This is a genomic window from Micromonospora sp. CP22, assembly GCF_009712475.1.
Lineage (GTDB): Bacteria > Actinomycetota > Actinomycetes > Mycobacteriales > Micromonosporaceae > Micromonospora.
In genome coordinates this window covers 52,364-78,042 of record NZ_VCJO01000010.1, presented here as the reverse complement: position 1 = coordinate 78,042, position 25,679 = coordinate 52,364, and the positions used below count along the sequence as shown (strand labels likewise).

At 67.6% G+C, this 25,679-nt stretch carries 20 protein-coding genes; 10 read left to right on the top strand and 10 right to left on the bottom strand.

Translation table 11 applies throughout. The annotated features are described in order from the left end of the window. Positions 1-93 precede the first annotated feature (93 nt). From FF096_RS17600 to pdxY, 3 genes are read left to right on the top strand one after another with little or no spacing between them, the layout of a single operon-like run. Positions 94-762: a HEAT repeat domain-containing protein gene (locus FF096_RS17600; RefSeq protein ID WP_155219682.1), complete on the top strand. Its 669-nt coding sequence runs from the start codon at positions 94-96 to the stop codon at positions 760-762. A 6-nt stretch (positions 763-768) separates the two neighbouring features. After that, positions 769-1,773, top strand: coding sequence for a MerR family transcriptional regulator (locus FF096_RS17595; RefSeq protein WP_309223493.1), 1,005 nt, complete (start codon positions 769-771; stop codon positions 1,771-1,773). Between the two features lie 49 nt (positions 1,774-1,822). Further along, a complete protein-coding gene (gene pdxY / locus FF096_RS17590; protein WP_309223492.1) occupies positions 1,823-2,674 on the top strand; it encodes a pyridoxal kinase PdxY in 852 nt (283 codons plus the stop codon). A gap of 432 nt (positions 2,675-3,106) precedes the next feature. On the opposite strand, the gene FF096_RS17585 is transcribed toward pdxY, so the two are convergent. The 3 genes from FF096_RS17585 to FF096_RS17575 all read right to left on the bottom strand — a co-directional run bounded on the left by FF096_RS17585 (position 3,107) and on the right by FF096_RS17575 (position 5,841). After that, positions 3,107-3,985: a PD40 domain-containing protein gene (locus tag FF096_RS17585; RefSeq protein ID WP_155219676.1), complete on the bottom strand. Its 879-nt coding sequence runs from the start codon at positions 3,983-3,985 to the stop codon at positions 3,107-3,109. 81 nt (positions 3,986-4,066) lie between these two features. Next, positions 4,067-4,768, bottom strand: coding sequence for a LytTR family DNA-binding domain-containing protein (locus FF096_RS17580; protein WP_309223491.1), 702 nt, complete (start codon positions 4,766-4,768; stop codon positions 4,067-4,069). Further along, entirely contained in the window at positions 4,765-5,841 is a 1,077-nt protein-coding gene (locus FF096_RS17575; RefSeq protein ID WP_155219673.1) for a sensor histidine kinase, read from the bottom strand. The genes FF096_RS17580 and FF096_RS17575 overlap by 4 nt, the downstream gene beginning before the upstream one ends. A 118-nt stretch (positions 5,842-5,959) precedes the next feature. Here FF096_RS17575 and FF096_RS17570 point away from each other — a divergent pair, with 118 nt between their 5' ends. After that, entirely contained in the window at positions 5,960-7,561 is a 1,602-nt protein-coding gene (locus tag FF096_RS17570) for a hypothetical protein (protein WP_155219670.1), read from the top strand. A 162-nt stretch (positions 7,562-7,723) separates the two neighbouring features. Beyond that, on the top strand, positions 7,724-9,349 hold the full coding sequence (locus tag FF096_RS17565; RefSeq protein WP_155219667.1) for a sugar ABC transporter permease: 1,626 nt from the start codon (positions 7,724-7,726) through the stop codon (positions 9,347-9,349). Positions 9,350-9,407: 58 nt separating this feature from the next. On the opposite strand, the gene FF096_RS17560 is transcribed toward FF096_RS17565, so the two are convergent. Then, positions 9,408-9,788 carry an MmcQ/YjbR family DNA-binding protein gene (locus FF096_RS17560; RefSeq protein ID WP_155219664.1) on the bottom strand — a complete coding sequence of 127 codons (381 nt, stop codon included), beginning with the start codon at positions 9,786-9,788 and terminating at the stop codon, positions 9,408-9,410. 342 nt (positions 9,789-10,130) lie between these two features. On the opposite strand from FF096_RS17560, the gene FF096_RS17555 reads away from it, so the two are divergent. The 3 genes from FF096_RS17555 to FF096_RS17545 are packed head-to-tail and all read left to right on the top strand — an operon-like array spanning position 10,131 to position 18,911. After that, the gene (locus FF096_RS17555; protein WP_309223490.1) at positions 10,131-11,186 is read left to right on the top strand and encodes a serine/threonine-protein kinase; all 1,056 of its coding nucleotides are present in this window, start codon (positions 10,131-10,133) and stop codon (positions 11,184-11,186) included. 13 nt (positions 11,187-11,199) lie between these two features. Beyond that, positions 11,200-13,998, top strand: coding sequence for a helicase-related protein (locus tag FF096_RS17550; protein WP_155219662.1), 2,799 nt, complete (start codon positions 11,200-11,202; stop codon positions 13,996-13,998). Beyond that, complete coding sequence (locus tag FF096_RS17545; RefSeq protein ID WP_155219659.1) at positions 13,995-18,911, top strand: class I SAM-dependent DNA methyltransferase; 4,917 nt, start codon at positions 13,995-13,997, stop codon at positions 18,909-18,911. Before FF096_RS17550 ends, FF096_RS17545 begins: the two co-directional genes overlap by 4 nt. Positions 18,912-18,946: 35 nt before the next feature. Here the strand turns inward: FF096_RS17545 and FF096_RS17540 are convergent, their stop codons facing one another. From FF096_RS17540 to FF096_RS17530, 3 genes are all read right to left on the bottom strand, one after another. Further along, the gene (locus tag FF096_RS17540; RefSeq protein ID WP_155219656.1) at positions 18,947-21,220 is read right to left on the bottom strand and encodes a caspase family protein; all 2,274 of its coding nucleotides are present in this window, start codon (positions 21,218-21,220) and stop codon (positions 18,947-18,949) included. Positions 21,221-21,498: 278 nt separating this feature from the next. Beyond that, entirely contained in the window at positions 21,499-21,693 is a 195-nt protein-coding gene (locus tag FF096_RS17535; protein ID WP_155219653.1) for a DUF397 domain-containing protein, read from the bottom strand. Then, positions 21,686-22,567, bottom strand: coding sequence for a helix-turn-helix transcriptional regulator (locus FF096_RS17530; RefSeq protein WP_155219650.1), 882 nt, complete (start codon positions 22,565-22,567; stop codon positions 21,686-21,688). The genes FF096_RS17535 and FF096_RS17530 overlap by 8 nt, the downstream gene beginning before the upstream one ends. A gap of 451 nt (positions 22,568-23,018) precedes the next feature. On the opposite strand from FF096_RS17530, the gene FF096_RS17525 reads away from it, so the two are divergent. Beyond that, a complete protein-coding gene (locus FF096_RS17525; protein WP_155219647.1) occupies positions 23,019-23,354 on the top strand; it encodes a hypothetical protein in 336 nt (111 codons plus the stop codon). A 77-nt stretch (positions 23,355-23,431) separates the two neighbouring features. Here FF096_RS17525 and FF096_RS27505 read toward each other — a convergent pair whose 3' ends face one another. The 3 genes from FF096_RS27505 to FF096_RS17510 all read right to left on the bottom strand — a co-directional run bounded on the left by FF096_RS27505 (position 23,432) and on the right by FF096_RS17510 (position 25,164). Continuing rightward, complete coding sequence (locus FF096_RS27505; RefSeq protein ID WP_196222562.1) at positions 23,432-23,956, bottom strand: hypothetical protein; 525 nt, start codon at positions 23,954-23,956, stop codon at positions 23,432-23,434. A gap of 331 nt (positions 23,957-24,287) precedes the next feature. Further along, positions 24,288-24,899 carry a DUF6879 family protein gene (locus FF096_RS17515; protein ID WP_155219642.1) on the bottom strand — a complete coding sequence of 204 codons (612 nt, stop codon included), beginning with the start codon at positions 24,897-24,899 and terminating at the stop codon, positions 24,288-24,290. Further along, positions 24,892-25,164 carry a hypothetical protein gene (locus tag FF096_RS17510; protein ID WP_155219639.1) on the bottom strand — a complete coding sequence of 91 codons (273 nt, stop codon included), beginning with the start codon at positions 25,162-25,164 and terminating at the stop codon, positions 24,892-24,894. Before FF096_RS17510 ends, FF096_RS17515 begins: the two co-directional genes overlap by 8 nt. A 109-nt stretch (positions 25,165-25,273) precedes the next feature. Between FF096_RS17510 and FF096_RS17505 the strand changes: the two genes are divergently transcribed. Next, a complete protein-coding gene (locus FF096_RS17505) occupies positions 25,274-25,666 on the top strand; it encodes a hypothetical protein (RefSeq protein ID WP_155219636.1) in 393 nt (130 codons plus the stop codon). Positions 25,667-25,679 lie beyond the last annotated feature (13 nt).

Here is a 25,679-nt window from a genome sequence, read left to right as displayed (position 1 = left end):
ATCGGGGATGGGCCGGGCGAGGTGGGCGCGGTCACCCACGGCTTGACCTTGACAGAGTGACAAGGTCTTCACTGTGTCGAGGAGGTGGTCGCGATGAGCACACCACAGCTGACCCCGGACACGACACGGATGTTGCGTGGGCTGGGACACCACGACGCGTCGGTGCGGCTGCGCGCCGCGCTGGCCGCCGGCACGACCCCGGACCACCGGTTCGTCGACCCGCTCGTCGAGCGCTGCGCGGTCGAGCCCGAGTTCTACGTACGCGAGATGCTCACCTGGGCGCTCACCCGCCACCCGGCCGCGCTGACCGTCCCCGCGCTCGTCGGGGAACTGCGCCGCCCGGAGGCGCAGGCCCGCAGCCAGGCGCTGCACACGCTGTCCAAGATCGGAGACCGGCGGGCCTGGCCGGCGATCACCCGGGAACTGCTGACCGACACCGACGACGAGGTGGCCCGCAGCGCCTGGCGGGCGGCGGTGGTGCTCGTGCCGGACGGTGCCGAGTCGGCCCTGGCCGAGGTGTTGACGACCCAACTCGGGCGCGGCGGGCGTCAGACGCAGGTTAGCCTGAGTCGGGCGCTGGTCGCGCTCGGTGAACTGATCGAGCCGATCCTGCGGGAAGCGGCGCGGCACGCCGACCCCGGGGTGTGCCAGCACGCCATCGCCACCGAACGCCTGCTCGACGACCCGGACGCCGACTTCGAGTTCGCGATCGAGGAGGCGAAGCGCGTGGTGGCCCTCGGCGAGAACGAGCGGAGCCGGTGATCGTCGGTGCTGATCGGTGATGTGGCTCGGAGGTCCGGCGTCAGCGCCCGCATGCTCCGGCACTACGAGTCGCTCGGCCTGGTGCGGCCGACCGGCCGCACCGGGTCCGGCTATCGGGAATACTCCGACGAGGACATCCGGCGGATCTTCCACATCGAGAGCCTGCGGTCGTTGGGGCTGTCGCTGCGTGAGGTCAAGCGTGCGCTCGACGACCCGGGGTTCACGCCCGCGCGGCTCGTCGACGAGATGATCCGCCAGACCCGGGAACGCATCGCGGCCGAGACGGAACTGCTCACCCGCCTGCGTCGGATCGGTGCCGCGCAACCGACCGACTGGGCGGACGTCCTCCAGATCGTCGCCCTGCTCCAGGCCCTCGGTTCGGAGAACGCCGGGAAGCGCCAGAGCGCCGCCCTGTCCTCGGTCCGCGAGGTGCCGGTGCCGGTGGAGGCACTGGTCGAGGCGGCGTTGAGCGAGTCGGATCCGAACGTCGCCGGGGCCCTCCGCTGGGCTCTCGCCCAGTCCGTCGACGACGTGCTGGAGCCGCTGGCGGAGGGCCTGGACGCACCCACGGCAGAGGTGCGGGAACGAGCCGTCAAGTCCATCGCCGAGATCCCGGGCGACGACGCGACCGCGCTGCTGCGCGACGCCCTGGTGGGCCCCGACCCGGTCGTGCGCCGGTACGCCGCGCTGGCGCTCGGGGCGCGTGGCGTGACCGAGGCCATCCCGACCCTGGTCGAGATGGTCGTCGAGGAGACGAACGAGGCGGACGCGGCCGACGCCCTGACCGCGCTGGCCGGTGATCCCGCCGTGGCGGAGCAGATCGCCGGCCGGCTGGTGGAGCGCCTCGGCACCGACGGAGTCGCCTCGCCGGTGCGCAGCCGGTTGACGCAGGCGCTCGCCGACATCCCCGGGCCCACGGCCGCACGTGCCCTCGCCGAGCTGTCCCACGATGCCGACCGGGCGGTCGCGTACACCGCCCGGTACGTCCTCACGCTGCGCGACGGGCGATAGTTCCGGAGTGGGTCGTGGCCGGTCAACCGCCGTCGACCATGATGGGACGGTGAGGATCCTGTCCATCCAGTCGTCGGTCGCCTACGGCCATGTCGGCAACTCGGCTGCGGTGTTCCCGCTGCAACGGCTCGGTCACGAGGTGTGGCCGGTGCTGACCGTGCACTTCTCCAACCACACCGGGTACGGCGCGTGGCGGGGTCCGCTGCTGGCGCCCTCGGCGGTCGCCGAGGTGATCGCCGGCATCGCCGATCGTGGTGTGCTCGGCGACGCCGACGCGGTGCTCTCCGGCTACCAGGGTGACCCGGCGATGGGAGCGGTGATCCTCGACGCGGTGACCCTGGTCAAGACCGCCAACCCGGACGCCCTCTACTGCTGTGACCCGGTGATGGGTGACGTCGGCCGGGGCATGTTCGTCCGGCCCGGCATTCCGGAGTACCTGCGCGACGTGGTGGTGCCCCGCGCCGACATCGTCACCCCCAACCAGTTCGAGTTGGAGTTCCTCGCCGGCCGCCCGACGAACTCGGTGGACGACCTGCTCGCGGCCGTCGACGCGGTACGCGCCACCGGACCTCGGCACGTCCTGGTCACCAGCGTGGTGCATGACGACGTTCCTGCCGGTTCGCTGGAGGTGGTGGCCGTCTCGGACGCCGGCGCCTGGGCGGTGACCACCCCGTTGCTGCCGATTTACCCCAACGGCGGAGGCGACGTCACCGCCGCCCTATACCTGGCGCACCTGGCCACCACCGGGTCGCCCGCCACGGCGCTGGAACGCACCACCGCCTCGATCTTCGCGGTGCTGGAGGCGACGCTGGCGGCCGGTACCCGGGAGCTCCAGTTGGTGGCCGCTCAGTCCGCGATCGCCGACCCACCGATGCGTTTCCCCGCCCGCCGACTGCGATAGCCCAGCACCCCCGAGCGCCATCACATCGAGTAACCGCCAGCCCTGCCGCCCCTATCACCCGCGCGCCCTTTGCTCTGCTTCAAAATACGCAACAGTCACGCTCTGTCATTGAACCGACGGTGGCTGTCGTGTGCCCGATTTTCATCGGGGCTGCTCCGGCGTAGTTGCGTGGATTGAAGCAGAGCAAAGCGTGGACTTCGGTTACCCGACTGGCCGGGAGGTCCGATACGGACCGTGACCATCACAGAAGGTGAAGCTCAATCGGTCGAACAGCTCCGGGGCCGTTCGGCCCGCCCGTCCGTTCGGCCCGCCTGCTCGGGCGGGTTGAGGCCCGCGGACAGCAGACTGTCCGCGGGCCTCGGGTGGCGGCTCCACCCCCCGATTCCGGGAAGCCGCCGTGGTGGCTCGTCGGCTGGCCACTGACCGGGACCGTCAGCGGGGAAGCTCCAGCGCGTCGAACGCCACCTGGTGAATGTCTCCATCTACGACGTAGAAGAGACGGTCCTGGTTCGGCGACAGTGACGGGTGGTACTCGTCGGCCGCCGTGTTCACCACCGACCCGACACCGGAGGGCCGCGACCAACCGTCGGCCACCCGGCGACTGGCCCAGATGTCGCCGTTGCCCGCCCCGCCGGACCGGTCCAAGCCGGTGAACAGCAGCAGCCGATTGTCCGCGGTGATGGTCGGGTTGAACTCCCAACCGGCCGTGTTGACCGGCGCGCCCAGGTTCTCCGCCGGGCCGTACCCACCACCCGGTCGCGGTCGTGCCCGGTAGATGTCCCAGCCTCCCAGGCCACCGGCCCGCTCGCTGGCGAAGTAGAGGGTGCCGTCGGCGGCGACCGACGAGTACAGCTCGTCGGCCGGGCTGTTGACCGGCCCCAGGTGCTCCGGCTCACCCCAGCGGCCATCGGGCGTACGCCGCACCCGCCACAGGTCCGCGTCGGTGCGCTCCTGCCCGTTGACCGGGCGGATCGAGGAGAAGTGCAGGGTTCGCCCGTCCGGGCTGAGGAACGGGTCCATGTCCGGGTACCGTCCCGAGAACGGCGCCACCGTCGGCGCCGACCAGCCGTTGCCCGTCCAGTGGGAAACCATGATGGTCGCCTGGCGGGTGGCCGGGAAGAAACCCTCGCTGCGCGGGAAGTACACGGTTTTCCGGTCCGGCGACACGGCCAGCCGCCACTCGTACGCGTCGGTCGAGATGACGCCGGGCAGGACCGGTTCCGGGGTACCGGGCGGTTCGTCCCACGGTCCCGAACCGCCCGGACATCCCAGCAGCGCCACGGTCACCACCGACGCCAGGTAAGCACGCATGAATCGATGGTGTCGTCGTACGCCCCGGCCGCGACCCGCCGATGTGACGGACGGGAGCGGACGGGGGACGAACGGGAGCGGTCAGGTGTGCAGGCCCAGTGCCCGCCGCACCTCGTCGCGGTAGCTCCGTCCCGAGATCAGCAACGCCCCGTTGCGCAGCCGCAGCGCCAACTCGCCGTGGCGCAGGGTCTGCACGTCACGTACCCGGTCGAGGCGTACCGCCAGCGACCGGTGCACCCGCAGGAACGCGGTGCTGTCCAGCGTGGACAGCAGGGCGGTCAGGGTGGCCCGCACCGGGTAACTGGCGGAGCCGACGTACACGCGCACGTAGTTGCCGTCGGCCCGCAGGTAGTCCACCTCCGCCGGATCGAGCAGGCGGGTGTGTCCGCCGGTGCCGACAGCGAGCCGCCCGACGGCAGGTCGACGGTGTCGCAGATGCGCCCGGAGCCGGTCCAGCGCCATCGCCAACCGTTCCCGGTGGTACGGCTTGACGAGATAGTCCACCGCGGCGACGTCGAAGGCACGCGTGGCGTACCGGGTGTGCGCGGTCACGAAGACCACCGCCGGTGGGTCGGCGAGTTCGTCCAGCACGGTGAAGCCGTCCGCGCCCGGCATCGCCACGTCGAGGAAGACCACGTCCGGCCGGTCCACGGTGATCGCGTGCACCGCCTCGTCGGCGCTGCCGCACGAACCGCACACGGTGACGTCCGGATGGTGCCCGAGCAGCGCGATCAGCCGTCGGCGGGCCGGCGGCTCGTCGTCGACCACCAACGCCCGGATCACCGTACGCCCGCCGGGAACGACACGGCCAGCGGCTGCCCGCCGGCCGACCGCCACGGCACGCGCAGCACCACCCGGAACCCGCCGCCCGGCCGCGCGCCGGCCGTCAGCTCGCCCCGGTGGCCGTACGCGGCACGCAGTCGCGTACGGACACTGGCCAGCCCGATGCCCTCCGAACCGGCTCCGGCACGCGGACCGGCACCGTCGTCCTCGACCATCAGCCGCAGCGTGTCGTCGTGACGGTGCGCGACGATGCGTACCTCGCCGCCACCGGCCCGCCGCGCGAGTCCGTGCCGGACGGCGTTCTCGGCCAGCGGCTGGAGCACCAGTGGCGGCACCAGCGCCTCCGCCGCGTCGGGGGCGACATCCCAGGACACCCGCAGCCGCTCGCCGTACCGCTGCTGTTCGATGTCGAGGTAACAGCGGGTCAGATCCAGTTCGGTGGAGAGCGGCACCGGCCGGTCGTCGCCGTGTTCCAGGGCCTGCCGCAGCAGCGCCCCCAGGTCGACGACCATGCGTTCGGCGCGGTCCGGGTCGTCGTGCACCACGGCCGCGATGGTGTTGAGCGCGTTGAACAGGAAGTGCGGGCGGATCTGCGCGCGTAGCCGCGCCACCTCGGCGCGGGCCAGCTCGGCCTCGCGACGCCGGTGCGCCGCCGCGTAGTGCAGCGCGTGACCGACACCGGTCAGCATCACGTACGTGAACGCGTGCTGCGGACGCTGGTCGATGGCCAACTCGGCGAGCATCGGCAGGGCCGGCCAGCAGCCCAACCACTCGTCGAGCCGGTGCACGACCCACGAGCGTCCGAGCACCGCCACCGCCAGCCCGGCCAGGTGCAGACCCACGGCGACCGGAGTCGGCCGACCGAGCGGGAACCGGGTCGACAGGGCGAGGGCGAGAACGGTCAGCGGAATCCACAGCCCGGCAGTGATCAGCTCGGCGGTGAGCACCTCCGACCACGGGAGGTAGATGCCCCACTCCGTGGTGATCTGGTGGTAGTTGCGGGCGCTGATCCAGGCGTACCCGAGCCACCAGGCGGTCGCGCAGACCGTCCACAGTGTCAGCCGGCGCACCATACCGTGACGGTAGGGGCACCGTCACCGGTCGGACAAGCGCGGTCCCACGAACCGCGCCCGCTGCCGTCGGTCGAACCTTCGCAAGGCTCGACTTGCGTAGGTGATCACAATGGCGGGCATGAGAGGAACGCGCTGGACCGGGCTGACGGGATTGCTGGTGCTGGCTGTGGTCACCGGCTGCACCGGAGCGGAACCGACCGAGCTGCCGGTCCGGGTGGCATCGGTGCCGACCGAGGTGCGCGGGCTCGGCCCGGCGGTGCTGGCGGTGCCCGTCGCGGACGATCGGCGCACCGACCTGGTCGGCCTGCTCACCGTGGAACAGTTCGGCGACGACCTGGCCGACCGGCAACCCGACCGGCGGCACGCCGAGGTCGCCTTCGGTGATCCCCGCTACCCGACCATCGCCAGAGGGCTGGGGGACGACCGCCGGGACGCGTTGCTCGTCGGCGGTCGGCTGCGCGAGACCAACCTGCCCGACCACGTGTACGCCCGGCGGGCGACAGGCGTCACCGACGCGCTGTCGGTGACCGCATCGCGATGTCTCGCGGTGACCGGTGACGGCACGACCACCCGGCCCGCCGTCGAGGCCACCTGCACGATCGCCCGTGGCGGTGTGGTGTGGCAGGACCGGGCGGGGGAGCGTTACGGCGCGATCGACCTGAAGTCCGGGGCGGCGAGTCCGGCCATCGCGATGCCGTCACATCCCATCGCCGCCTCGGCGGACGGCCGCTACCTGGCCGCGCTGACCACCGAGCGCCCCCCACGGCTCGTCATCGCCGACACCAAGACCGGCCGGTCACAGCCCACGGTGACGGTCAGTGGACGGGACGTACCCGGCGTCTTCACCAGCGGCGGGTTCGCCGTGCTGCACCGTTCCGACAAGTACCGGACGATCAGCCTGGTCACCCCGGACAAGAAGGCGCGTAGCCTGCTCACCCTGGTCGGCGAGGTGGCCTTCGCCCCCGACGGGCGGCGCGCGCTCGTGGTGGACACCCGGTCCGGCACCGGACGGATCGCCGTGCTCGACCTGGCCTCCGGCACGGTCACCCCGGTGGTCGACGGCACACCGGACCGATCCGGCACCCAACTGCCGCCGGTCACCGGCTCGGTCACCGCTACGGTCTCCGGCGACACCGCCCTGGTCGTGGAGTTGGCGGCCGCGCCCGACGTCGGCCATCGGGCCCCCCGCCCCAGCCGCACCTGGTCGGTGCGGCTGTCCACCGCGACCGCGACCGTCCATCCGGACACCCCCGCAGCGTCGTCGGTGACGGTGCGCGCCGACGACGCCGCGCCGACCAACGCCGCGTCGGTGGCGACAGCGTCGTTCCAACCGGACGGCACGATCCTCACCCTCAGCCCCGACGGTACGGTCACCAGCGCCCCACCGGGAGCCACCCCCCGAGCGACCCTCGGTGACGGCGCGGTCTGGCACGCCCTGACCGACGACAACGGCGACGAACGGGCGGACCGACTGCTGGTGACCGACAGCTCCGGCAGCCGGACCGAGGTACCCACCGGCGCCGGACCCGACCAGCGGATCGACACGGTGATCCTCACCCCCGACACCGGCCACCTGCTGATCTCACTGCGCTCCACCAGGGCCGGACCGCGACCGGGCCCCCTCGACACCGTGGTGATCGTCCGCCGTGACGGCACCGGTGAACCGGTCACCGTCTACCAGGGGGCCGTCCTGGCCAGCCTCGGCATCACCCCGGGCTGAGCACGCGCACCCACCCACGCTGAGTACGCGTACCCACCGCTGGCGGGTGCCCGTACCCGATCGACGCGATTCCGGCGATCTTCATCGGTCTGAATCGTGGCGTCGGTTGATCATCACGCCTATCGTCAGGTCCGGCCAGGGCTCGACGAGGCAAGGAGCATCATGAGCATCGCAGCACCCCCGGCGAAGGTGGCCCCTGGTGGGTTGGGCAGTGGTGCCCGGATCGGCATCGGATTCGTCCTGCTGATTCCCGCGTTGCTCGCCCTCGTGTGGTCGTACCTGATACCCACCGCGCTGACCGTGTGGCGTTCGACGACCCGAGACAACCTGCGCGGCCCGGTGCAGAGCGTCGGTGCCGACAACTACCAGCGACTCCTCGAACGGGGAATCGTCGCGGACTTCGGCTGGACCCTGGTGCTGACGCTGGTCCCGCTGGCGCTGGCTCTGCTGGTGGCGCCGCTGCTGGCGCTGCTCGCCGACCGCACCGGGCGTTCGGCCAGGCGGGCCACCCGTGCGCTCCTTGCCGTGCCGGTCGCCGGGTACGCGCCGGTGGCGCTGCTCGTGGGTTGGCGTCTCGACCGGTTGGAGCCGGCCGAGATCGGCGCCCGTCCGTGGGCCACCCTCGCGGAGTTGACCGCAGTCGGTGCCGCCGGGCTGGTCATGGCGGTCGCCACCACGGCATTCCTCGCCACGATGCGTGGTCGGCGGCACCGCCGAGACGCGCTGCCAGCGGCGCTGACCGTCGCCGGCCTGCTGCTGTTCGGGATCCTCGCGGCGACGTTGCAGAGCTTCACCGCGCCGCTGCTGACCGTCCGGACCGAGGTTCCGCTCACCCACGTGGTGATGGCCTCCCTGATCAGGATGGACCTCGGTGGCGGTTCGGCCGCCGCGGTACTGCTGCTCATCCCGCTGGCCCTGCTGGGGCTGGCCGCGACGGCGCTGCTGCTGGCCAGTCGCATCCGGATCGAAACCGTCGACCGCGCCGCCGACCGCGAGAACGACAACCACACCACCACCGATTCGAGCGCGGCGGCGGAGGGCGGCCGCCGAAAGAGCGGGATCGGGCTGGTCGTAGCGGGCGTGTTCCTCGTCGGTGTCATGCTGTGGGCGGCGTGGCCGTGGTTGCGCCGCAGCCTGCGGTACACCAACGACGTCGCGCCGATGCCGTCTCCCGACCTGGCCGAGATGCTGACGTTGACGTGGCTGCCGACGCTGGTGTCGGCGCTGGTCACGATCACCATCGCGGCACTCGGCGGGTTCGCCATCGGGGGGTTGCGCCCGCTCGGCCGCTTCAGCGAGTTGCTCCTCCTGCCGTTCGCGCCGTGGCTGTTCGTCGGCACCGGACCACTGGCCATCGAGGCGTACCTGCGGACCCGCGACGCCGGACAGATCGGCACGTTCCTCGGCGCGATGCCGCCCGGCTGGGTGAGTATCCCGGCGTTGTTCCTGTTCACCGTGCTGTTCCGTGGGCTGGAGCCCCGCTGGCGGGCGGGCGGGAGCTTCGTCCGCAGCATGGTCGCCCCGGCCGCGCCGATGGTCGTGCTGGTCGGTGTGGTCACCTGGCTGGTCAGCGCCGGACAGGTGCTCTGGCCGTGGCTCGCGGCGCAGCCACCCCGCCGACCGGCACCGCTGAGCGTCATCACGGACATCAACACCATGCGGATCCCGGCGGACGAACTGGCACTGGGCGCGGTCCTGCCGCTTCCGCTCCTCCTGCTGTTCCTGGCCATACTCGTCTGGTTGCAGGTGTCCTACCTGGACCGACTGGCGGTCCGGGTCAGCCGCTGACCGCCGCCCGACCGGCACGCCCGGCGCAGGCGGGGCCCCGCGCGCAACGGTCAGGCCGCTACGACGCGGGGCTCTGCGGACCTGCCAGCCGGGCGAGCAGCGCCCGAGGTGCCACCGCCCGGTAGCCGTCCTCGATGACCTCGGCCAGCTCGGCCGCACCGATGCCGGTGTCGAGGCGTACCCCGACCCAGCCGCGATGGCCCACATAGGGCGGGCGGAAGTAGGTCCGCGGATCCTCCGCGATCAACTCCGCCGCAGAGCCCGGCGGCGCGGCACACCACAGGTGCGGAAAATCGTCCTGGTGGTGGCCGTCGGGCCAGACGGTGGCGAACGACTTCTTGCCCCGGACGAACCAGGTCGGGGTGCCGTGGCTCAGCCGTTCGCTGACCTCGGGAAGACGCAGGCAGGCCCGCCGGACGATCGCCTCCATGTCGCTCATCGCCCCACGCTACGACGGGGGTCCGACAAGACGCGGCACGTCGTATTCCGAGTGCGAACGGATCACCTGACGTCCCTGTCGCCGGTACGTGAAGGAGTAACAGCCAAAGGGGTGACCGTCAGATATCTGACTGCGGTGTGGCGAGCCCGAGGATCGACCGGCCGGACCGGCTCACGTCCTGCGCTTTTCTGTCCCCGTCAGGGTGACTGGCCAGGAGAAACGAGCGGATCGGCTGTTGGCCCACGGGTTGCCGTTCGTTGTACGGTCATGCGTCCCCGACCCGGCGCGCGGCTGGAACCGACGGGAGGCGATGGTCGTACGGGGGCGTCGTGAGGAGGACTGGTGGCACTGGGCAACATTGGCGGCTATCGACTGGTGAAGCCGCTCGGGTCCGGTGGCATGGGCGACGTGTGGTTCGCGGTGTCGCCGACGGCGGAGCGGGTCGCCATCAAAGTCATCAAGAAGCAGTTGCTGGACGCGCCGACCATGCAGGAGCGGTTCGCCGCCGAGGTGGAGAGCCTGAAGCTGGTCTACGGCTCCCGAGTGGCGCGGCTGGAGAACGCCGACCCCTTCGGTGATCCGCCCTGGTTGGCGGTCGAGTACGTCCCCGGTGCCACGCTGCGTCAGCACGTCGACGCCCAGGGGCCGCTGCCGACACCACACGGTGCCATGGTCGGCGCGATGCTGGCCGAGGGCCTGGCCACGGTGCATCAGGCCGGCATCCTGCACCGCGACCTGAAGCCGCACAACATCATCCTCGGACCGGACGGTCCGAAACTCATCGACTTCGGCCTCGCCGTCCTCGTCGATCGCAACGACTACCTCACCGAACCGGGCGCGATGGTCGGCACCCCCGCCTACATGTCGCCCGAGCAGGTACGCGGTGAACGGGACCTCACCACCGCCGTCGACGTCTACGGCCTCGCCGCGACGCTGGTCTTCGCGCTGACCGGGCACACCCTCTACCCGCAGAGCAACTCCTGGAACCTGCTGCTGCGCATCACCGAGCCGAGCGACCTGCCCGACCTCAGTGGTGTGCCCGGCGAGCTGGCCCCGCTGCTGGGTGCGATGCTCGCCCACGACCCGACCGCCCGGCCCAGCCTCGACACCGTACGCAGTCGGCTGCTTGCCGTCGCCACCACAGCCGGCGGCACGAACGTGGTGGACCTGCGCCGGCAGGTGGCGGCACTGACCTACGTGGGCGAGACCGAACTGCTGGTGCCCCCTGACCTGGACGATCCCCAGCAGGATCCGGAGGGCGTGACGACAGTCGAGCCGACTGTCGAGGAATCCCGACCGGCCACCACCCTCGTGGAGCCCGGCCCGACCGGACAGGCCGATGTGCAGTGGCTTGTCGACAGGCTGCGCCGCCGGTACGCCCGCCGCGCCACCCTCTAGGAAGGCCGTAACGATGACCACCACCCAGGACGCCTTCGCCCCGGGCTCCCGCATCGTCGTCCGGGACGAGGAATGGCTGGTACGCAGCGTCAAGACCGGCACTGCCGACGGCGCCATGATCAAGGCGGTCGGTGTCTCCGAGTTCGTGCAGGACGTCGAGGCGACCTTCTTCGACGGCCTCGACGACATCCAGGCGATGCGTCCGGAAGACACCGTGCTGGTACGGGACACCTCCTCGCGGTTCCGGCAGAGTCGGCTGTTCCTGGAGGCGGTGTTCCGGCGTACGCCGTTGCCCCGCACCGAACGCGGTCTGGCCCTGGCCGATCGGTTCCTGCTCGACCCGCTGACCTACCAGCAGCGCCCGGTCGAGCTGGCCCTGTCCGGTCTCCGTCCCCGCATCCTGCTCGCCGACGTGGTCGGGCTCGGCAAGACCCTGGAGATCGGGCTGATCCTCGCCGAACTGATCCGCCGGGGCCGGGGCGACCGCATCCTGGTGGTGTCGCCGCAGCAGGTGCTCGAACAGTTCCAGCGGGAACTCTGGACCCGCTTCGCCATCCCCCTGGTTCGGCTGGACTCGACCGGCATCCAGCGCATCCAGCAGGAGATACCCGCCGGGCGGAACCCGTTCACCTACTTCAAGCGGGCCATCATCTCGGTCGACACCCTCAAGGACGCCGGTCAGTTCGGGCACCACCTCGACGCCAGTACCTGGGACGCGGTCGTCATCGACGAGTCACACAACCTGATCAACAAGGGCACCCAGCGCAACGAGCTGGCCCGCCGGCTCGCCGCGAAGACCGACGCGCTGCTGCTGGCCAGCGCCACCCCGCACAACGGCGACAAGGAGTCCTTCGCCCAGCTGATCTCCCTGCTCGACCCGGCCGCGATCGCCAACCCGAGGGACTACCGGGCCGAGGACATCGCCCACCTCTACCTGCGGCGCACGAAGATCAGCCCGGAGGTACGCGACCAGATGGGCGACCGTTGGGCCGACCGTGGCCCCTCCCAGGCGGTGCACTGCCCGGCGACCCACGCCGAGGAGCAGATCTTCGACGAGTTGACCGACGTGTGGCTGGCCGGCAAGTGGAGCGACGAGGCGATCACCGGCCAGCACCGACTCTTCCCGTACACCCTGTTGAAGTCGTTCCTGTCGTCGCACCGGGCGCTGCACGAGACGGTGACCAACCGACGCAAGAAGGCGACCGGCACCGAACGGACGGCGCTGGATCGACTCGCGGAGCTGACCTCGGCGATGATCGACCGCGACTCCAGCAAACTCACCCACCTCGTCGACGAGTTGAAGCGGATCGGTGTCGGCAAGGGCAGCGACACCCGCGTGGTGGTCTTCTCCGAGCGGGTGCCCACCATCAAGTGGCTGGCCGAGACCGTCCCCGCACTGCTCGGCCTCAAGCCCAATGCCGTGCGGGTGCTGCACGGCGGAGTCGCCGACACCGACGAGCAACGCATCCTGCAAGAGTTCGAACTGGCCGGCAGCGAGGTGCGGCTGCTGTTCACCGGCGACGTCGCATCCGAGGGCGTCAACCTGCACCAGCAGTGCCACCACCTGATCCACTACGACATCCCGTGGAGCCTGATCCGCATCGAGCAGCGCAACGGCCGCATCGACCGGTACGGGCAGCGCCACCGGCCGCAGTTCCGGGCACTGATCCTCACCTCCAGCCGGGAGGACGCCAAGGACGACCGGACGGTCTCCGAGAAGCTGCTCCACCGGGAGGAGAACGCTCACCGCAGCCTCGGCAGCGTCGAGGCCGCCACCGGCCTCTACGACGCGAAGGCCGAGGAGGACCGGCTGGTCCGCGACCTGCTCAACGGCCGCACCGTGGACGAGTCGTACGAGGCCGCGCACGCCGAGGTCGACGTGATGGCCGACCTGTTCGGCGAGGTCGGCACCGCACCGGTCAACGCCGACGTGCTCCGCGCCCGGGTGCCGAAGCTGTTCGACTCCACCCGCGACTTCGTCGACGCCGCGCTCAGCGAGATCTACGACGATCGGCCGGAGGACCGCATCGACCTGCGCCGGGAGGAGGAACTGCTGACCTTCCTCGCCCCCGACGACCTGGTGCACCGGCTCACCGACCTGCCCCGTTCCTACCTGCGCGCCCACCGGGAAGGCGAGGACCTGCGACTGAAGGTCACCTTCGATCGGCGGCTCGCCCAGCGCAAGCTCGACGAGGCCCGGCAGAGCCGCACCCCGATGTGGCCGGAGATCGCCTTCCTCAGCGACGTGCACCCGATGGTGGACTGGCTGGTCGACAAGGTGCTCATCCGGCTTGGCCGCCAGCAGGCACCGGTGCTCACCGCCGACGTCGACGCGCCGGTCTTCCTGGTGCAGGGCGTCTACGCCAACCGTCTCGGCCAGCCCACCGTCGTGCAGTGGATGGCCGTCTCCGGCCTGCCCGGCGAGCCGGTCATCGCGCCGATGGACGCTGTGTTGCGCGCGGCCGGTGTCGGCCCGCACATGGTCAACCGCGCGGAGTCCGTCGCCGTCGAGCCACTCACGCAACTCCTGCCGCAGGCCGTCGAGGTGGCCCGGCGGCACCTGGAGAGCAAGCGCGCCGAGTGGGACGCGGCCAACGCCGAGCCGCTGAAGCGCTACCGCGACCAGTTGACGCACTTCGCGCAGGCCAGCCTCCTCGACGAGCTGCCTGCCGTACACCGGGAGAAGCGCCGCCAGCGGGTCACCGCGACCGTCGCCGAGCAGCATGACCTGCTCGACCGCCTGGAAACCGCCGGTGATCCGCTGCTGCGCGTCCTCGCCGTCCTCGTCCCGTCTCCGGAGCGTGCCGCATGAGTTTCGAGTCGCTGACCAACCGAGGCGAGTACCTGTCCGCGCACTACCTGGCCGAGATCCTGCCCACCACCGTCAAGGGTGGCCTGGCCAAGCAGTGGGCGGAGCGGGAAAAGGCCGGTGAGCAGACGCCGCGCACCGGCTTGCGGGGCATGCGCCGCCCCTACTTCGACGCGAAGGCCGAGCTGGCCGACGACGAGTTCTTCGACCCGGAGCGGCTGCGCAAGCTGCACCAGGAGCTGTTGACGGCGTTCGGGTTCGAGCCGCAGCCGCAGACCATCATCGTCGAGCGCGCCGGCCACGACCACGAGATCCGCGTCGCCCACGCCGAGATGGGCGCGGCGCACGGCATCGTCGCACTGGACTGCGGTTGGGCTGTCGACGCCGAGGCCGCCCAGGACCAGGACGGCGCGGGTCGGCTGCTCGATGAGGTCACCCTGCCCGGCAACGAGACCATCACCACCGGCGCGAAGCTCGCATCCTGGCTCTTCGCAGCCGAACAACCGCCCCGGTATGTGCTGATCCTCAGCGGCGGCGTGATCACGCTCGCCGACCGGGCGGCCTGGGGTGAGGGCCGCTACCTGGCCGTCAGCCTGGACACCCTCTACGCCCGCAACGACGACAAGGAGTACGACGTCGTCGCCGCCCTGTTCGGTGCGGACTCGCTGCGCCCACCCGCCGAGGGCGGCACCGAACCCCTCGCCGACCTGGTCGCCGGCTCCCGTCAGCACGCCGTCGGCGTCTCCGGCGAGCTGCGCGAAGGGCTGAAGGTATCCGTCGAACTCATCGCCAACGAGATTCTCGACCGCATCCGCCAGGCCGGCTACCAGCCGCAGGACGTGATGACGCTAGACGAACTGGCCAAGGACCTGGGCCGGGAAGCGCTGCGCTACCTCTACCGGATCCTCTTTCTGCTCTACGCCGAGGCGCGCCCCGAGCTGGGGGTGCTGCCGGTCAACGACCCGCAGTACGTCGAGGGCTACAGCCTGGCCCGCCTCGGAGATCTGGTCAGCCGTCGGCTCGCCCCCTCCGTTGAGGACGGCTTCCACCTGTACGAGTCGCTGGACCTGCTGTTCCGCATGGTCAACGACGGCCACCGCCCGCGTGCTGGCGCCGAGGTCGACGAGCACGCCAGCGAGGGCGAGGGCCTGCGCTTCGAACCCATGAAGTCGGACCTTTTCCTGCCGGAGAAGACCAAGCTCATCGGCCGCCTCATCCCCGTGCCGGACAGCGACGACGAGGACGACGCGGACGCGCCGACCATCGACACCCGGCTGCGCAACAAGGTCCTCTACCAGGTGCTGCGCCGGCTGATGCTCACCAAGGGCGGCCGCAAGCGCCGCGGCGGCTTCATCTCGTACGCCCAGCTCGGCATCAACCAGCTCGGCGCGGTCTACGAGGGCCTGATGTCGTACACCGGGTTCGTCGCCACCGAGCAGCTCTACGAGGTTGCCAAGAACGGCGACCCGAAGGACGGCTCGTGGATGATCCCCGCCTCCAAAGCCGACGAGTACGACGACAACGTCTTCGTCTACAAGGAGGACCCGTACACGGGGGTGCGCAGCCGAGTCAGCTACGCCCCCGGGGCGTTCGTCTACCGGCTCGCCGGTCGGGACCGGCAGACCAGCGCCTCCTACTACACCCCGCAGTCGCTGACCGAGGTCACCGTCCAACTGGCCCTGAAGTACCGCCTCGACCAGGACGACACGGTCACGCCCGCCCGGGAGCTGCTCGACTGGACCATCTGCGAACCGGCGCTGGGCTCCGGCGCGTTCCTCAACGAGGCCATCAACCAGGTCGCCGCCGAATACCTGCGCCGCCGCCAGAAGGAACTCGACACCACCCTCGACCCGGAGCAGTACCACCTGGAACTCCAGCGGGTGAAGGCGTACGTCGCGCTGCACAACTGCTACGGCGTCGACCTGAACCGCACCGCCGTCGAGCTGGCCGAGGTCTCCCTCTGGCTCAACGTCATGCACGCCGGTCTGCAAGCCCCCTGGTTCGGCCTGCACCTGCGACGCGGCAACTCGCTCATCGGCTGCGGACGCAAGACGTACGAGCCGAAGCAGCTCGCCGACAAGTCGTGGCTGACCACCGCCCCGGCCGAGAAACCGTTCCGCGACGGCCCGATCGACGAGGGCAGCATCCACCACTTCCTGCTCCCCGCCGACGGCTGGGGCGCGGTCGCGGGGGAGAAGGAGGCCCGCGAACTCGCCCCGGCCGAGACCGCCCGGTTGAAAGCCTGGCGTACGGCGATGAAGCGCACCCCGTCCGCCAAGGGCAAGAACTCCCAGGTGAAGCGCTTGCAGGCGCTGGCCGGTCGGGTCGAGTTCCTGTGGGGGCTGGTGCAGCAGCGCCTCGCCATCTCCGAACGGGAGATCCGCCGCGACATCAAGGTGTGGGGCGCCGACGACCTACCGCCGGTCACCGAAGCGGTGGCCCGGGACAAGATCCTCGCCGACCTGACCGCACCCGGCACCCCGTACTGGCGGCTCAAGACCCTGATGGACGTCTGGTGCGCCCTCTGGTTCTGGCCGCTGGACAAGGTCGGCCTGCTCGACGGCTCCGACCCCGCCTACCCGGCCGCGCCCGTCCAGGTAGCCCACGTCAAGGACGAGCCAGCGTACGAGGCGCCGGTGGTCTACGAGGTCGCAGACCTCCTCGGCAACGTGCAGCCTCAACAGGTGAAGTTGCCGGTCAAGGCGACCGGCACCCGGCGGACCACCGTGGCCGAACAGCTCCGCAAGCAGGTCCCACTGACCAACCTGGACGACTGGCTTACGTTCGCGGAGGCGCTCATCGGCCGCACCGATGCCGACGAGGACACCGAACGATTCTACGCCCGCAAACTCGACAGCCTGGCCGAGATGAGCGACTTCGAGCAGAAGCTCGACGGTGTCATCGGCGTTGACTCGCCCTGGATGCTGACCGACCGCTTCCCGTGGCTGCTGACGGGAGAGCGGATCGCGGAGCAGCAGGGATTCTTCCACTGGGAGCTGACGTTCGCGCAGGCGTTCGCCAACGGCGGCTTCGACCTCCAGGTCGGCAACCCACCGTGGGTCCGGCCACGGTGGGATGAGGCAGCCACTCTCGCCGAGCACCTTCCATGGTTTCGGCTGACTGAGAAGGCTTCAGTTGATGCGTGGCACAGCCGAAAAGCAGGACTGTTAGGCCTGTCTCGCCCTCGGGTCGCCTTTCGGGAAGAACTGACAGCTAACGCTGGCACCGTGGCGTTCCTCGGAAGTCGCGCCTCGTATCCCCTGCTAGCGGGCACTCAGCCCAATCTTTACCGAGCGATGGTGTGTCGTGTATGGAGCAGCATCGGTGTACAGGGTACTGCTGGCCTTGTGCATCCAGATACCCATTTCTCTGGAACCAAAGAGGGGGCACTGCGTGAGGCCGCCTATCGCCACCTCCGTATACACGCCGGCTTTGTGAACTCTGCCAACTGGGCGTTCGCGGACGCGACCAGGAGTACCGAATTTGGAGTGCATATCTATGGACCTCGTGGCGCCATTGGGTTTCTTCATCTAAGTCGACTTTATGCTGCGTCGGTCCTTACGTCTTCCTTGGATCACCCCGGTGGTGGCGAAGTGCCGGGACAGCGTTACCAAGGATCGTGGGATAACCGGCCGCACCGGTCGCGAGTGATCTATGTTGACGAGGGTGTGCTTGGCATCTGGCAGCGACTAATGGACGACGAGCGTGGAGGGCCTGCGACACGTGCGCCCCTGCTGCAGCCCGTTACCGTTGAAGAGGAGCGCGCCATTGCTGCCCTGTCAAATGTCAGACGTCGGCTCGCGAGCGAGGCAACGTACATCAGCCGAGGTTACGACGAGGCCAATGGAAAAAAGGAAGGGTTGATCCGATGGGATCAAGAGGTGCCTTCCGATCTTCGCGGCTTAGTGATTCAGGGACCGCATCTCGGGATTGCGGCACCTCTGGTAAAGCAGCCACGCGTGCCTTGTCGTGCCAGGAGCGACTGGGATCCAGTTGACCTAACTAGCCTTTCTCCTGGATTCATTCCAAGAACGAACTATAGCCTTTCTGGCGCTGAATTCAGGAATCGGACTAGACAGGATTTTTGGGGTGAACGGCGCTGCACAGATTATTACCGGCTGGCGTGGCGAGAGATGATTGCGTTCGACATCGAGCGCTCACTATTCGCGGCGATTGTCCCTCCGGGCCCCTCCCATGTGCATGCAGTTCGCACGATGGCGTTAAGCAGTAACCGGAAGACAGCGATCATGGCTGGATTTATGGCCGCGCTTCCCCTCGACTACCAGCTTCGAATCACTGGCCGTGGGCATCTCGATGTAGGGACTGCGGCAACTTTTCCCAGTCCCGAAGATCAACACCCATTGGCAACAAGTCTGTTACTCCGTACGCTACGGCTGAACTGCGTAACTGACGCATACTCACAGCTGTGGTCTGAGTTGTACGAGGAAGGGTGGGCCACCGAAGGTTGGTCGGCGCAATGGGAAGGGCTTGAACCCCTAGGAGGGGTCGGGCCCGAGTGGAGAATGGATACGCCCTTGCGGACTGAACGGGCGCGACGAGCGGCGTTAGTCGAGATCGACGCTTTAGTTTCCGTGTGGCTGCGTATCGAGGTAGAGGAACTGCTCGCAGTGCTGCGCTCTCGTTATCCCATCTTGACTGAACGGGAACACGAGATGTGGTTTGACCGTGCTGGTCGAAAGATCGCGGCAGATCCGTATACTTTCGGGTATGGCCAATCAAAGGAACATTACGAGCAACTGATGGCGCACCTCGATGATCTGGAGCGGAATCCGGTTCCAGAGGGGTACAGCGCGCCGTTCTACAAGGCTGATCGGGAAAACGAGTATCGCCAAGCGCACGCTGTCTTCAGTAAGCGGCTTCAAAATGCGGTCGACGCCGGCTGGCACCCCCAGTAGTCCGACCTCTCGGCCGGTTCCAGCGCTTTGCTTGGTCAGCCATCCAGCGCTTCCAACGTAGAGCGAATCGCACCTGCGACCGGTTCGATACCGTTACGACTCAACGTGACTGGGCCAAACTCCACAAAAACCTGGTAGGCGCCGCGGTTTCCCTTCCGCAGATTGGCGAAGGGCTTGTGGTGGCGCAACTTGTTATTTACCCGCTCATTGAGTACTCTGCGCATCTGTTCATTACTGACATTTTCGAGTCCGATTCTCCCTTGCGGGGTGAACTCGATCACGAGAGCAGGCGTTGTTTCCTTGCGCCAGAGCTTTGTGTGCCATGCCAAATGGACAATCCAGTTACCGCTGTGGCTTATAAAGCTGGGATCACCAGGTTCGCGTGGGTCTCTAGTAAGCTGGTATATAAGCTCCGACAAGAATGAGTCCTCGCTAAGGCGTATATCAGTATCGGTATTCTCCAGCTCCGCTTGAATCCGCCGCAATCGATTCAATACCTCTTCAAAACTTTGGATTCGGTCGCCGGGGTGCCACTCAGTGGAGTCCTTGTACAGCCCTCCGATCTGTCGGACGAACTCGTTAGAACCGATGCCCTTGACTTCCCGTTGAAGAGTCTCCAAGTTGCGGGAGAGATCTACCGGGTCGGGGTCTTTTCCGGTGAAACAAAAGTATAGAAGCTGGCCGAACGAGAAGACGTCGAGTGCGGGCGTCTTGGCACCCGACGCTTTCGCATTGAACGCGCTGTACTGCTCGGGTGCCGCGTAAGCAATGACTCCGATAGCATGTTGCGTCGCCGTTTGTGTGCGCGTACTGAACCAGGCGAGGTCGAAGTCGGTGAGGAACGGAACTTGCCGGGCTTCCGGGCTTAGACGGCACACGATATTTTCAGGCTTAATATCCCGGTGGATCACATCATGGTCGTGCGCATGCTTCACTGCCTCGGCTATATCGATGAGAAGTACCAGGACAGCAGGGCCATCAAGGCTGAATTTCGGTTCAAGATCGCGGAGATTTGCGCCCTCAATGTAGTCCATCGTGAACCCGACGGGACAACTGCTGAACCGATGTACTTTGACGATATTCGGATGACTCAGCAAGGTCATCGCCTGGTAACCATTGGTAAAACGTTTTACCTTCGTCGCGTCCTGCATCTCCTGTGTATGGTAAATTTTATATGCGATTGAGGTGCCGGAATCCCTGTCATCGACTTGCCAGACAGTTCCAAACCCGCCGGTGCCAATCTGCCGACTGAGGACGCCTTCTTTAATCCGCATGTCGGTCTCGACCAAACCCAACTCGGTGCGGTACCGGTTCAGGGTTTCGCGGCTTTGGCGGAACCCGGGGAGAGAGAGCATGCCAGTTAGTGCAGCACGCTTTTCAAACCACTGGTAGATAAGTTCTAGCCTCCGACATGCCAGTTCGTATCCACTGTTCCGCCATTCGGCTGAACCGTATTGCATCTTGAACTGAAGAAAAGCGTCGAGCATCTGCTGACCCTCCTGCTCTAGTTGCCGCAGGGTCGCCTCGGGTACAGGAGGTGCCAGGCACGGAGTCATTCCAGCGGCCAGAACTAGGCGGCCAGGGACATGGGCACGGAACACGGGCTTCTGACGCTCGCGATCGCTTACGAGCTGACTCATGTTACGAGAGATTACCTCGTAAATACTGTTGATTGTCACGAAGCCCTCGTGATCGGCAGCCTCTCCGTAGAGTGCCTGGAGTAGGTGATAGGTGAAGACGCCATGGCCGTGATTCTTTTGCTCCCACGCCACTTGACTGCTCAGTGACGCGGCTAGGACGGCAATAGCACGTTCGTTTGCGAAGTTGACACGAAGGTCGTCATTGCTAATGGGTCGAGTGCCACTCTGTGTCTCGTCGAGTGTGACACCGACACCAGAGTGGCAACAATCTAGGAGGACTAAGGTATCATGGCGAGCCTCCTGGTCTCCCGCCAACACCGTTATCAGCTTCTGTATTTCGATGCCTTCGTCGTACATTGCATTGTCGGCTGTGACTAAATATGTACCAAGATCCGTCGCAACACCGTGTCCGGAGAAGTAGAATAGGACTAGTTCCGATCGGCTGGATCGGGCCTCTGCTGCCCATCTCATAATTGCGGGCCGAGTGGCGTATTCCTCAGTTAGGGTGGTGACCTCGAAGCCATACTCTTCCTCGGCCAACAGGCCTGAGATTTGCGTCGCGTCATTAACGCAACACTCAAGCGGAGCATGTCGCCCAGAGTAGCCATCTATTCCAACGACCAAAGCTTTTCGCGCGCCCACGGCTCTCCCGTCAAATCGCGTTTCCATCCTCGCCCGGACGCAGGATGGGAAGTGGCCTGCGCGCGCGATCTTTTTGCTTTCAAGATTGTCGAGAAGCCCTCAGTCTTCCGTAGTGCTGCAACGACAATCAACGATATAGAAGTCCTGACAACTAGGTACCCGCCCATTGGTGGTGGGGGCCCGAAAATGGACCCCCTAGCCGTCCAGGCAGCCCCAGCACGATGCCGATCACATGAAGGAGTATCGACTTTCCGTTCAACACGTTGCTCGCTTTAGTTCGGGTCGGTAGTACTATCGGCTGCCCCTCAAGGCCTGATCATGGCTGACCGGATGAAGCTGCTCCAGGCGGTGAGGGAGAAGGTGAGGGCGGGACCGGCCGGGTCCTTGCTGTCGCGTACGGCAACGAGGCCGGGGAGGTTGTCGGCGACCTCGACGCATGCGCCGCCGTTGTCGCCGCTGTGGATGCTCTTGCGCCACTGGGCGTCGGTCAGGTTAGCCATGGTGAACCTCTCCGATGATCTTGTTGATCAGATGCCTCGATTGTTGCTCATCGAGGGCCAGCAGATCGAGGCTTGCCCACACTTTCTCGTAGGCCGCGATCTCATCCGGGCGGTCCAGGTAGAGCGCGCCGGTGAGTGATTCGCTGTAGATGACGGACGGCTCTGGCGTGGTCCGGTTGGTCAGGGGGAAGTCGAGCATCATGAAGGTCCCGGCAAGGGCGCCGTAGTGCGCCCCTGCGGACAGAGGCAGGATGCGGATGGAGACGTTCGGCAGTTCGGTGAGGTCGAGCAGGTGGCGTAGTTGATCGGACATCACCGTCCGATCGCCAACTTGCTTGATCAGCAGCGACTCGGCGAGCACGGAGCTGAGCATGGGTGCCTTCGGCAGCCGCCGTCGCAGGAGCCCCTGCCGCTGAAGCCGGACGCCGATGAACTGCTCCAGGTCGTCGTCGCTCATGTCGGTGCGGTTCTGGAAGACGCCTCTGGCGTATGCCTCCGTTTGAAGCAAACCGGGGATCAGGGACTCGTCGAACCCACGCAGGCGGGAGGCGGCGGATTCGAGGCCTACGTACAGCTCGAACCAGTCGGGGATGGCGTCGCCGTAGGAGTGCCACCAGCCCTTGGCTTTGGTTTCGTTGGCGAGGGCGACGAGGGCGGTGGTCAGCTCGGGGGTGGCGGCGTACAGCTCGCACATGGCCTTGACGTCGACGGCGCGGGTGGGGCCGAGGCCGGTCTCGATGCGCCACATCTTCTGTCGGCTGCACTGCATGGCCTCGGCCGCGCCGTCGAGGGTCATGCGTGCTTCGGTGCGTAGGTCGCGTAGTGCTCGCCCGAGCTGTCGCCTGGGGACTGTCGATCCCATGTCGTCGGCCATCGGCCACCCCTCTCGTGTTGCATTTTGTTACATCCGGACGCCATCGGTGAAACGTGGAACGGTTGCCGAATAATTGGTTGCTCCCAGCACTGCCCGCACGAGAGCGATTGTGTCTCTGACCATACAAGACACCCCTGACGGCAGTCATCGTCGCGCAATTCCCATGCGCGGGCATTGGCGTTTCCGAGTGCGGGCCACGCGCGGTTGGCTGCGGCGGGTTTGCTGGCGGCCATGCAACACTCTGCCATCCATCTGTGCAACATCGAGGGATTGCGGTAAAGAAAGTCGGCGAAAACGCGCGCAATTGCGCCGTCAGACGTTGCGTTTTCCCTGCGTACTGTCCTTTGATGGCCACAGCGCGGCGGCCGGGTCTTCCCCCGAACCGGCCGCCGCGCGGCCCGTCACGGGCTGTCGGGAAGAACGGGAATCGCGCCGGGGAGGTGTGTCTGACATGGGGCGACGATGGAAGTGGTTCCTGCGGCCCGGGAGGGTCGCGTTGGACCTGACCGGGCAGGCGATACCTGACGGAGACGTGCCGGGTCGGTTCCGGCGACTGGCGGTCGAGCACGTCGTACCAGAGTTGCGGGTGACCTCGCGGTGTGACGGCGCGCTCGTCTACGAGCTGCCTGAAGGGCGGCTGGCGGCACCTGGTCGGAACCAGCGTGCGCGCCGCTACGACGCGGGCCGGGTCGGCGGGCGCAACCACGGCAGGTTCGAGACGCCGGTCGACCCGGCACCATCTGGTGGTGAGCCGGTCGAGACCGCGCCAACGGACGATCTTCGATGAACGCTTTCGACCTGTCGCCCGCGCAGATTCGCAACCGGTTGATCCTGCGAGCCCGGCAGGCGGCCCGGGCGCAGCGGTCACAGGTCGAACAGGGCCTCCTGCCTGACGCCGTGCGGGTCGATGGGATGCCCGACCCCCGGTGTGTACAGGTGGGCGTCCTGCGCGAAGAGTCGGCGGAAGTCGTCGTCTCGCACCAGGCGGCGCAGCAGGGCCTTGCTGACGACCTGGAGGTCGTCGTGCGACAACAGGCCCAGGACCCGGTCGATCGGTAGATCACCGCCGACACCTGTCACGTAGTAGTGCTGCCGCAACTTCCTTCGCACGATCTCCTCGAACTTCCTGATGCCTTCGTCGATCGTCGGGAGGCTCCACCGCTGCGAGGTCCGACCCCGGTCACGGCGGTTACCCCACGTCGAGGCGACGGTGCTCCGGTCCCCGTCACAGAGCAGCAGTGCGAGCGCCCGCAGGAAGCGGTCGAGCACTTGCTCCGGCTGGCTGGGCTGACCCGGATCGTAGCCACGAAGGTTCGCGTAGAGCTGGCCGTCCGGAAAATGCTGGCGTACGGCGTGCGCCCAACGCAGCGCCAGTGCCGTCTTGCCCACGCCGGCGGTGCCGCAGATGACGACGAGGGCGGCCCGGACGGATTCGTCGGCGAGCAGCCGGTCCAGTGTCCAGTTCGTTGACCCGGTTGACGAAGCCGCGCACGTCGCCGGGCAACTGCCGGGGCGGCGGGTGCGTGGGCGAGGAGTTTCCGGAGTGGAAGTGCACCCCGCCGTACACGTCACGAGCCTGGACGAGATCGGCGGGCCCGGACAGCGCTGACCGGTTGACATGCTGCGGTCCTCGCTCGTCCGACGGTTGTCCGCCCGGTCCTCGTCCGGCCGGTCCTTGTGCGTCCGGTTCTTGTGCCTCCGCGCCCCGGTCGGTCATCGCTCAGTCCAGGCGTGGCGGCTCCAGCGGCGCTACCACTCGCGCGAAGTACTCGTCGAGCGGCTCACCGTCGTGGTAAAGGGACTCGATGAACTCCTGGCACCGCACCACCACACGTGGGTTCCGCCACCGCCGAGCCGCTTCGAGTATTCCGTCGGCGTCGTAGATCGCCTCGTACATCACGTCGGTGCCGAGGGTGTAGATCTCCGGCAGCGGGCCATCGACCTCCGCGGCGACGACGCGGTCGGGCCCCACCACGCGGGTCAGGCCGCCGTATTCGTGGCGGAGCCGCAGCACATGCAGCTCCCATTGCAGGTACGGCGTCAGCGGCTGTTGCACCACCCGCACCCGTCGAGTGGCGAACCCGCCGTCGGCTATGCGCCGGTAGTAGTCCTCAAACTCAGAACGTCGGGCGTCGAGAATCCGCAGCGACTCGTCCCACCGGCCTGCGGCGAACGCCTGCCAGCCCTCGTCATTGGGCTCCTTGAACGTTTGTTGTCGTTCGAGCTTCCAGAAGCCGGGCTGGCCGGTCGTCCAGAATCGCTTGTCGAAGTCGGCCCAGTAGGCGTCGAGGGCCAGCAGCTCGCCCGGGTCTCCGTCGAGGAGGTCATGCATCAGGGATGTCCACCTTCGCGGCGAGCATGGTCGATCGGGGGATGATGATAAGCCGCTCGCCGGGGTCGACGGAGACCCCTTCTGGCAGGCGATCTCGGTAGCTGTCGGTGAGGTCCTGCCCGATCACCGCAACATCGCCGTTGCTCAACTCCCAGATGTCGGGACAACTGCCGTCCCCGGACGTGTTGCCCAGCTCGTGTGAGGACTTGCCCCAACGACGGCTGAGCTGGGCAGAAGGATCCGCCTCCCACCGACGTGCGCTCATGACGCCTCCCTTCAAGATGCGCTGATCTGGATACTCAGAGTAACATTCAGAGCCCTGAATTACATTCGGTAACTGACTTCGAGCATCATGGCGAACCGGGGAGCGCGGTATGGACGATCCGCTCATGCTCGCGGCGGCGACCACACTTGTCGCCTGGGTGACCACCAACCTTGCCGAGGGCGCCCGGTCCGCCGTGACCGGGCTGACTGACTTCCTTCGGCACCGGTTCCGACGGGAAGCCGCATCGTGGGAAACGGTCGAGGTCGCCCTACGGCAACCCACCCCCGACGCGGTCCATCGACTCGCGGCGCTCCTGCACCAGGAGGCCCGCCGTGACGCCACCTTCGGTGCCGAGTTCCGCGCACGCTTCGCAGAGGTCCAGGCGATCGTCGAGGACAACCACGGAGACGTGACGAACACGGTGTCCGGTGATGTCAGCGGGCCGGTGGTGCAGGCACGCGACGTCCACGGCGGCATAACCTTCGGCGGCACTCCCGTCTGAGGACAGGCACGAT

Coding starts and splice junctions, on each gene's coding strand:
- FF096_RS17600 (WP_155219682.1), top strand. CDS start 94: ATGAGCACACCACAGCTGACCCCGGACACGACACGGATGTTGCGTGGG.
- FF096_RS17585 (WP_155219676.1), bottom strand. CDS start 3,985: ATGCGTGCTTACCTGGCGTCGGTGGTGACCGTGGCGCTGCTGGGATGT.
- FF096_RS17575 (WP_155219673.1), bottom strand. CDS start 5,841: ATGGTGCGCCGGCTGACACTGTGGACGGTCTGCGCGACCGCCTGGTGG.
- FF096_RS17570 (WP_155219670.1), top strand. CDS start 5,960: ATGAGAGGAACGCGCTGGACCGGGCTGACGGGATTGCTGGTGCTGGCT.
- FF096_RS17565 (WP_155219667.1), top strand. CDS start 7,724: ATGAGCATCGCAGCACCCCCGGCGAAGGTGGCCCCTGGTGGGTTGGGC.
- FF096_RS17560 (WP_155219664.1), bottom strand. CDS start 9,788: ATGAGCGACATGGAGGCGATCGTCCGGCGGGCCTGCCTGCGTCTTCCC.
- FF096_RS17550 (WP_155219662.1), top strand. CDS start 11,200: ATGACCACCACCCAGGACGCCTTCGCCCCGGGCTCCCGCATCGTCGTC.
- FF096_RS17545 (WP_155219659.1), top strand. CDS start 13,995: ATGAGTTTCGAGTCGCTGACCAACCGAGGCGAGTACCTGTCCGCGCAC.
- FF096_RS17540 (WP_155219656.1), bottom strand. CDS start 21,220: ATGGAAACGCGATTTGACGGGAGAGCCGTGGGCGCGCGAAAAGCTTTG.
- FF096_RS17535 (WP_155219653.1), bottom strand. CDS start 21,693: ATGGCTAACCTGACCGACGCCCAGTGGCGCAAGAGCATCCACAGCGGC.
- FF096_RS17530 (WP_155219650.1), bottom strand. CDS start 22,567: ATGGCCGACGACATGGGATCGACAGTCCCCAGGCGACAGCTCGGGCGA.
- FF096_RS17525 (WP_155219647.1), top strand. CDS start 23,019: ATGGGGCGACGATGGAAGTGGTTCCTGCGGCCCGGGAGGGTCGCGTTG.
- FF096_RS17515 (WP_155219642.1), bottom strand. CDS start 24,899: ATGCATGACCTCCTCGACGGAGACCCGGGCGAGCTGCTGGCCCTCGAC.
- FF096_RS17510 (WP_155219639.1), bottom strand. CDS start 25,164: ATGAGCGCACGTCGGTGGGAGGCGGATCCTTCTGCCCAGCTCAGCCGT.
- FF096_RS17505 (WP_155219636.1), top strand. CDS start 25,274: ATGGACGATCCGCTCATGCTCGCGGCGGCGACCACACTTGTCGCCTGG.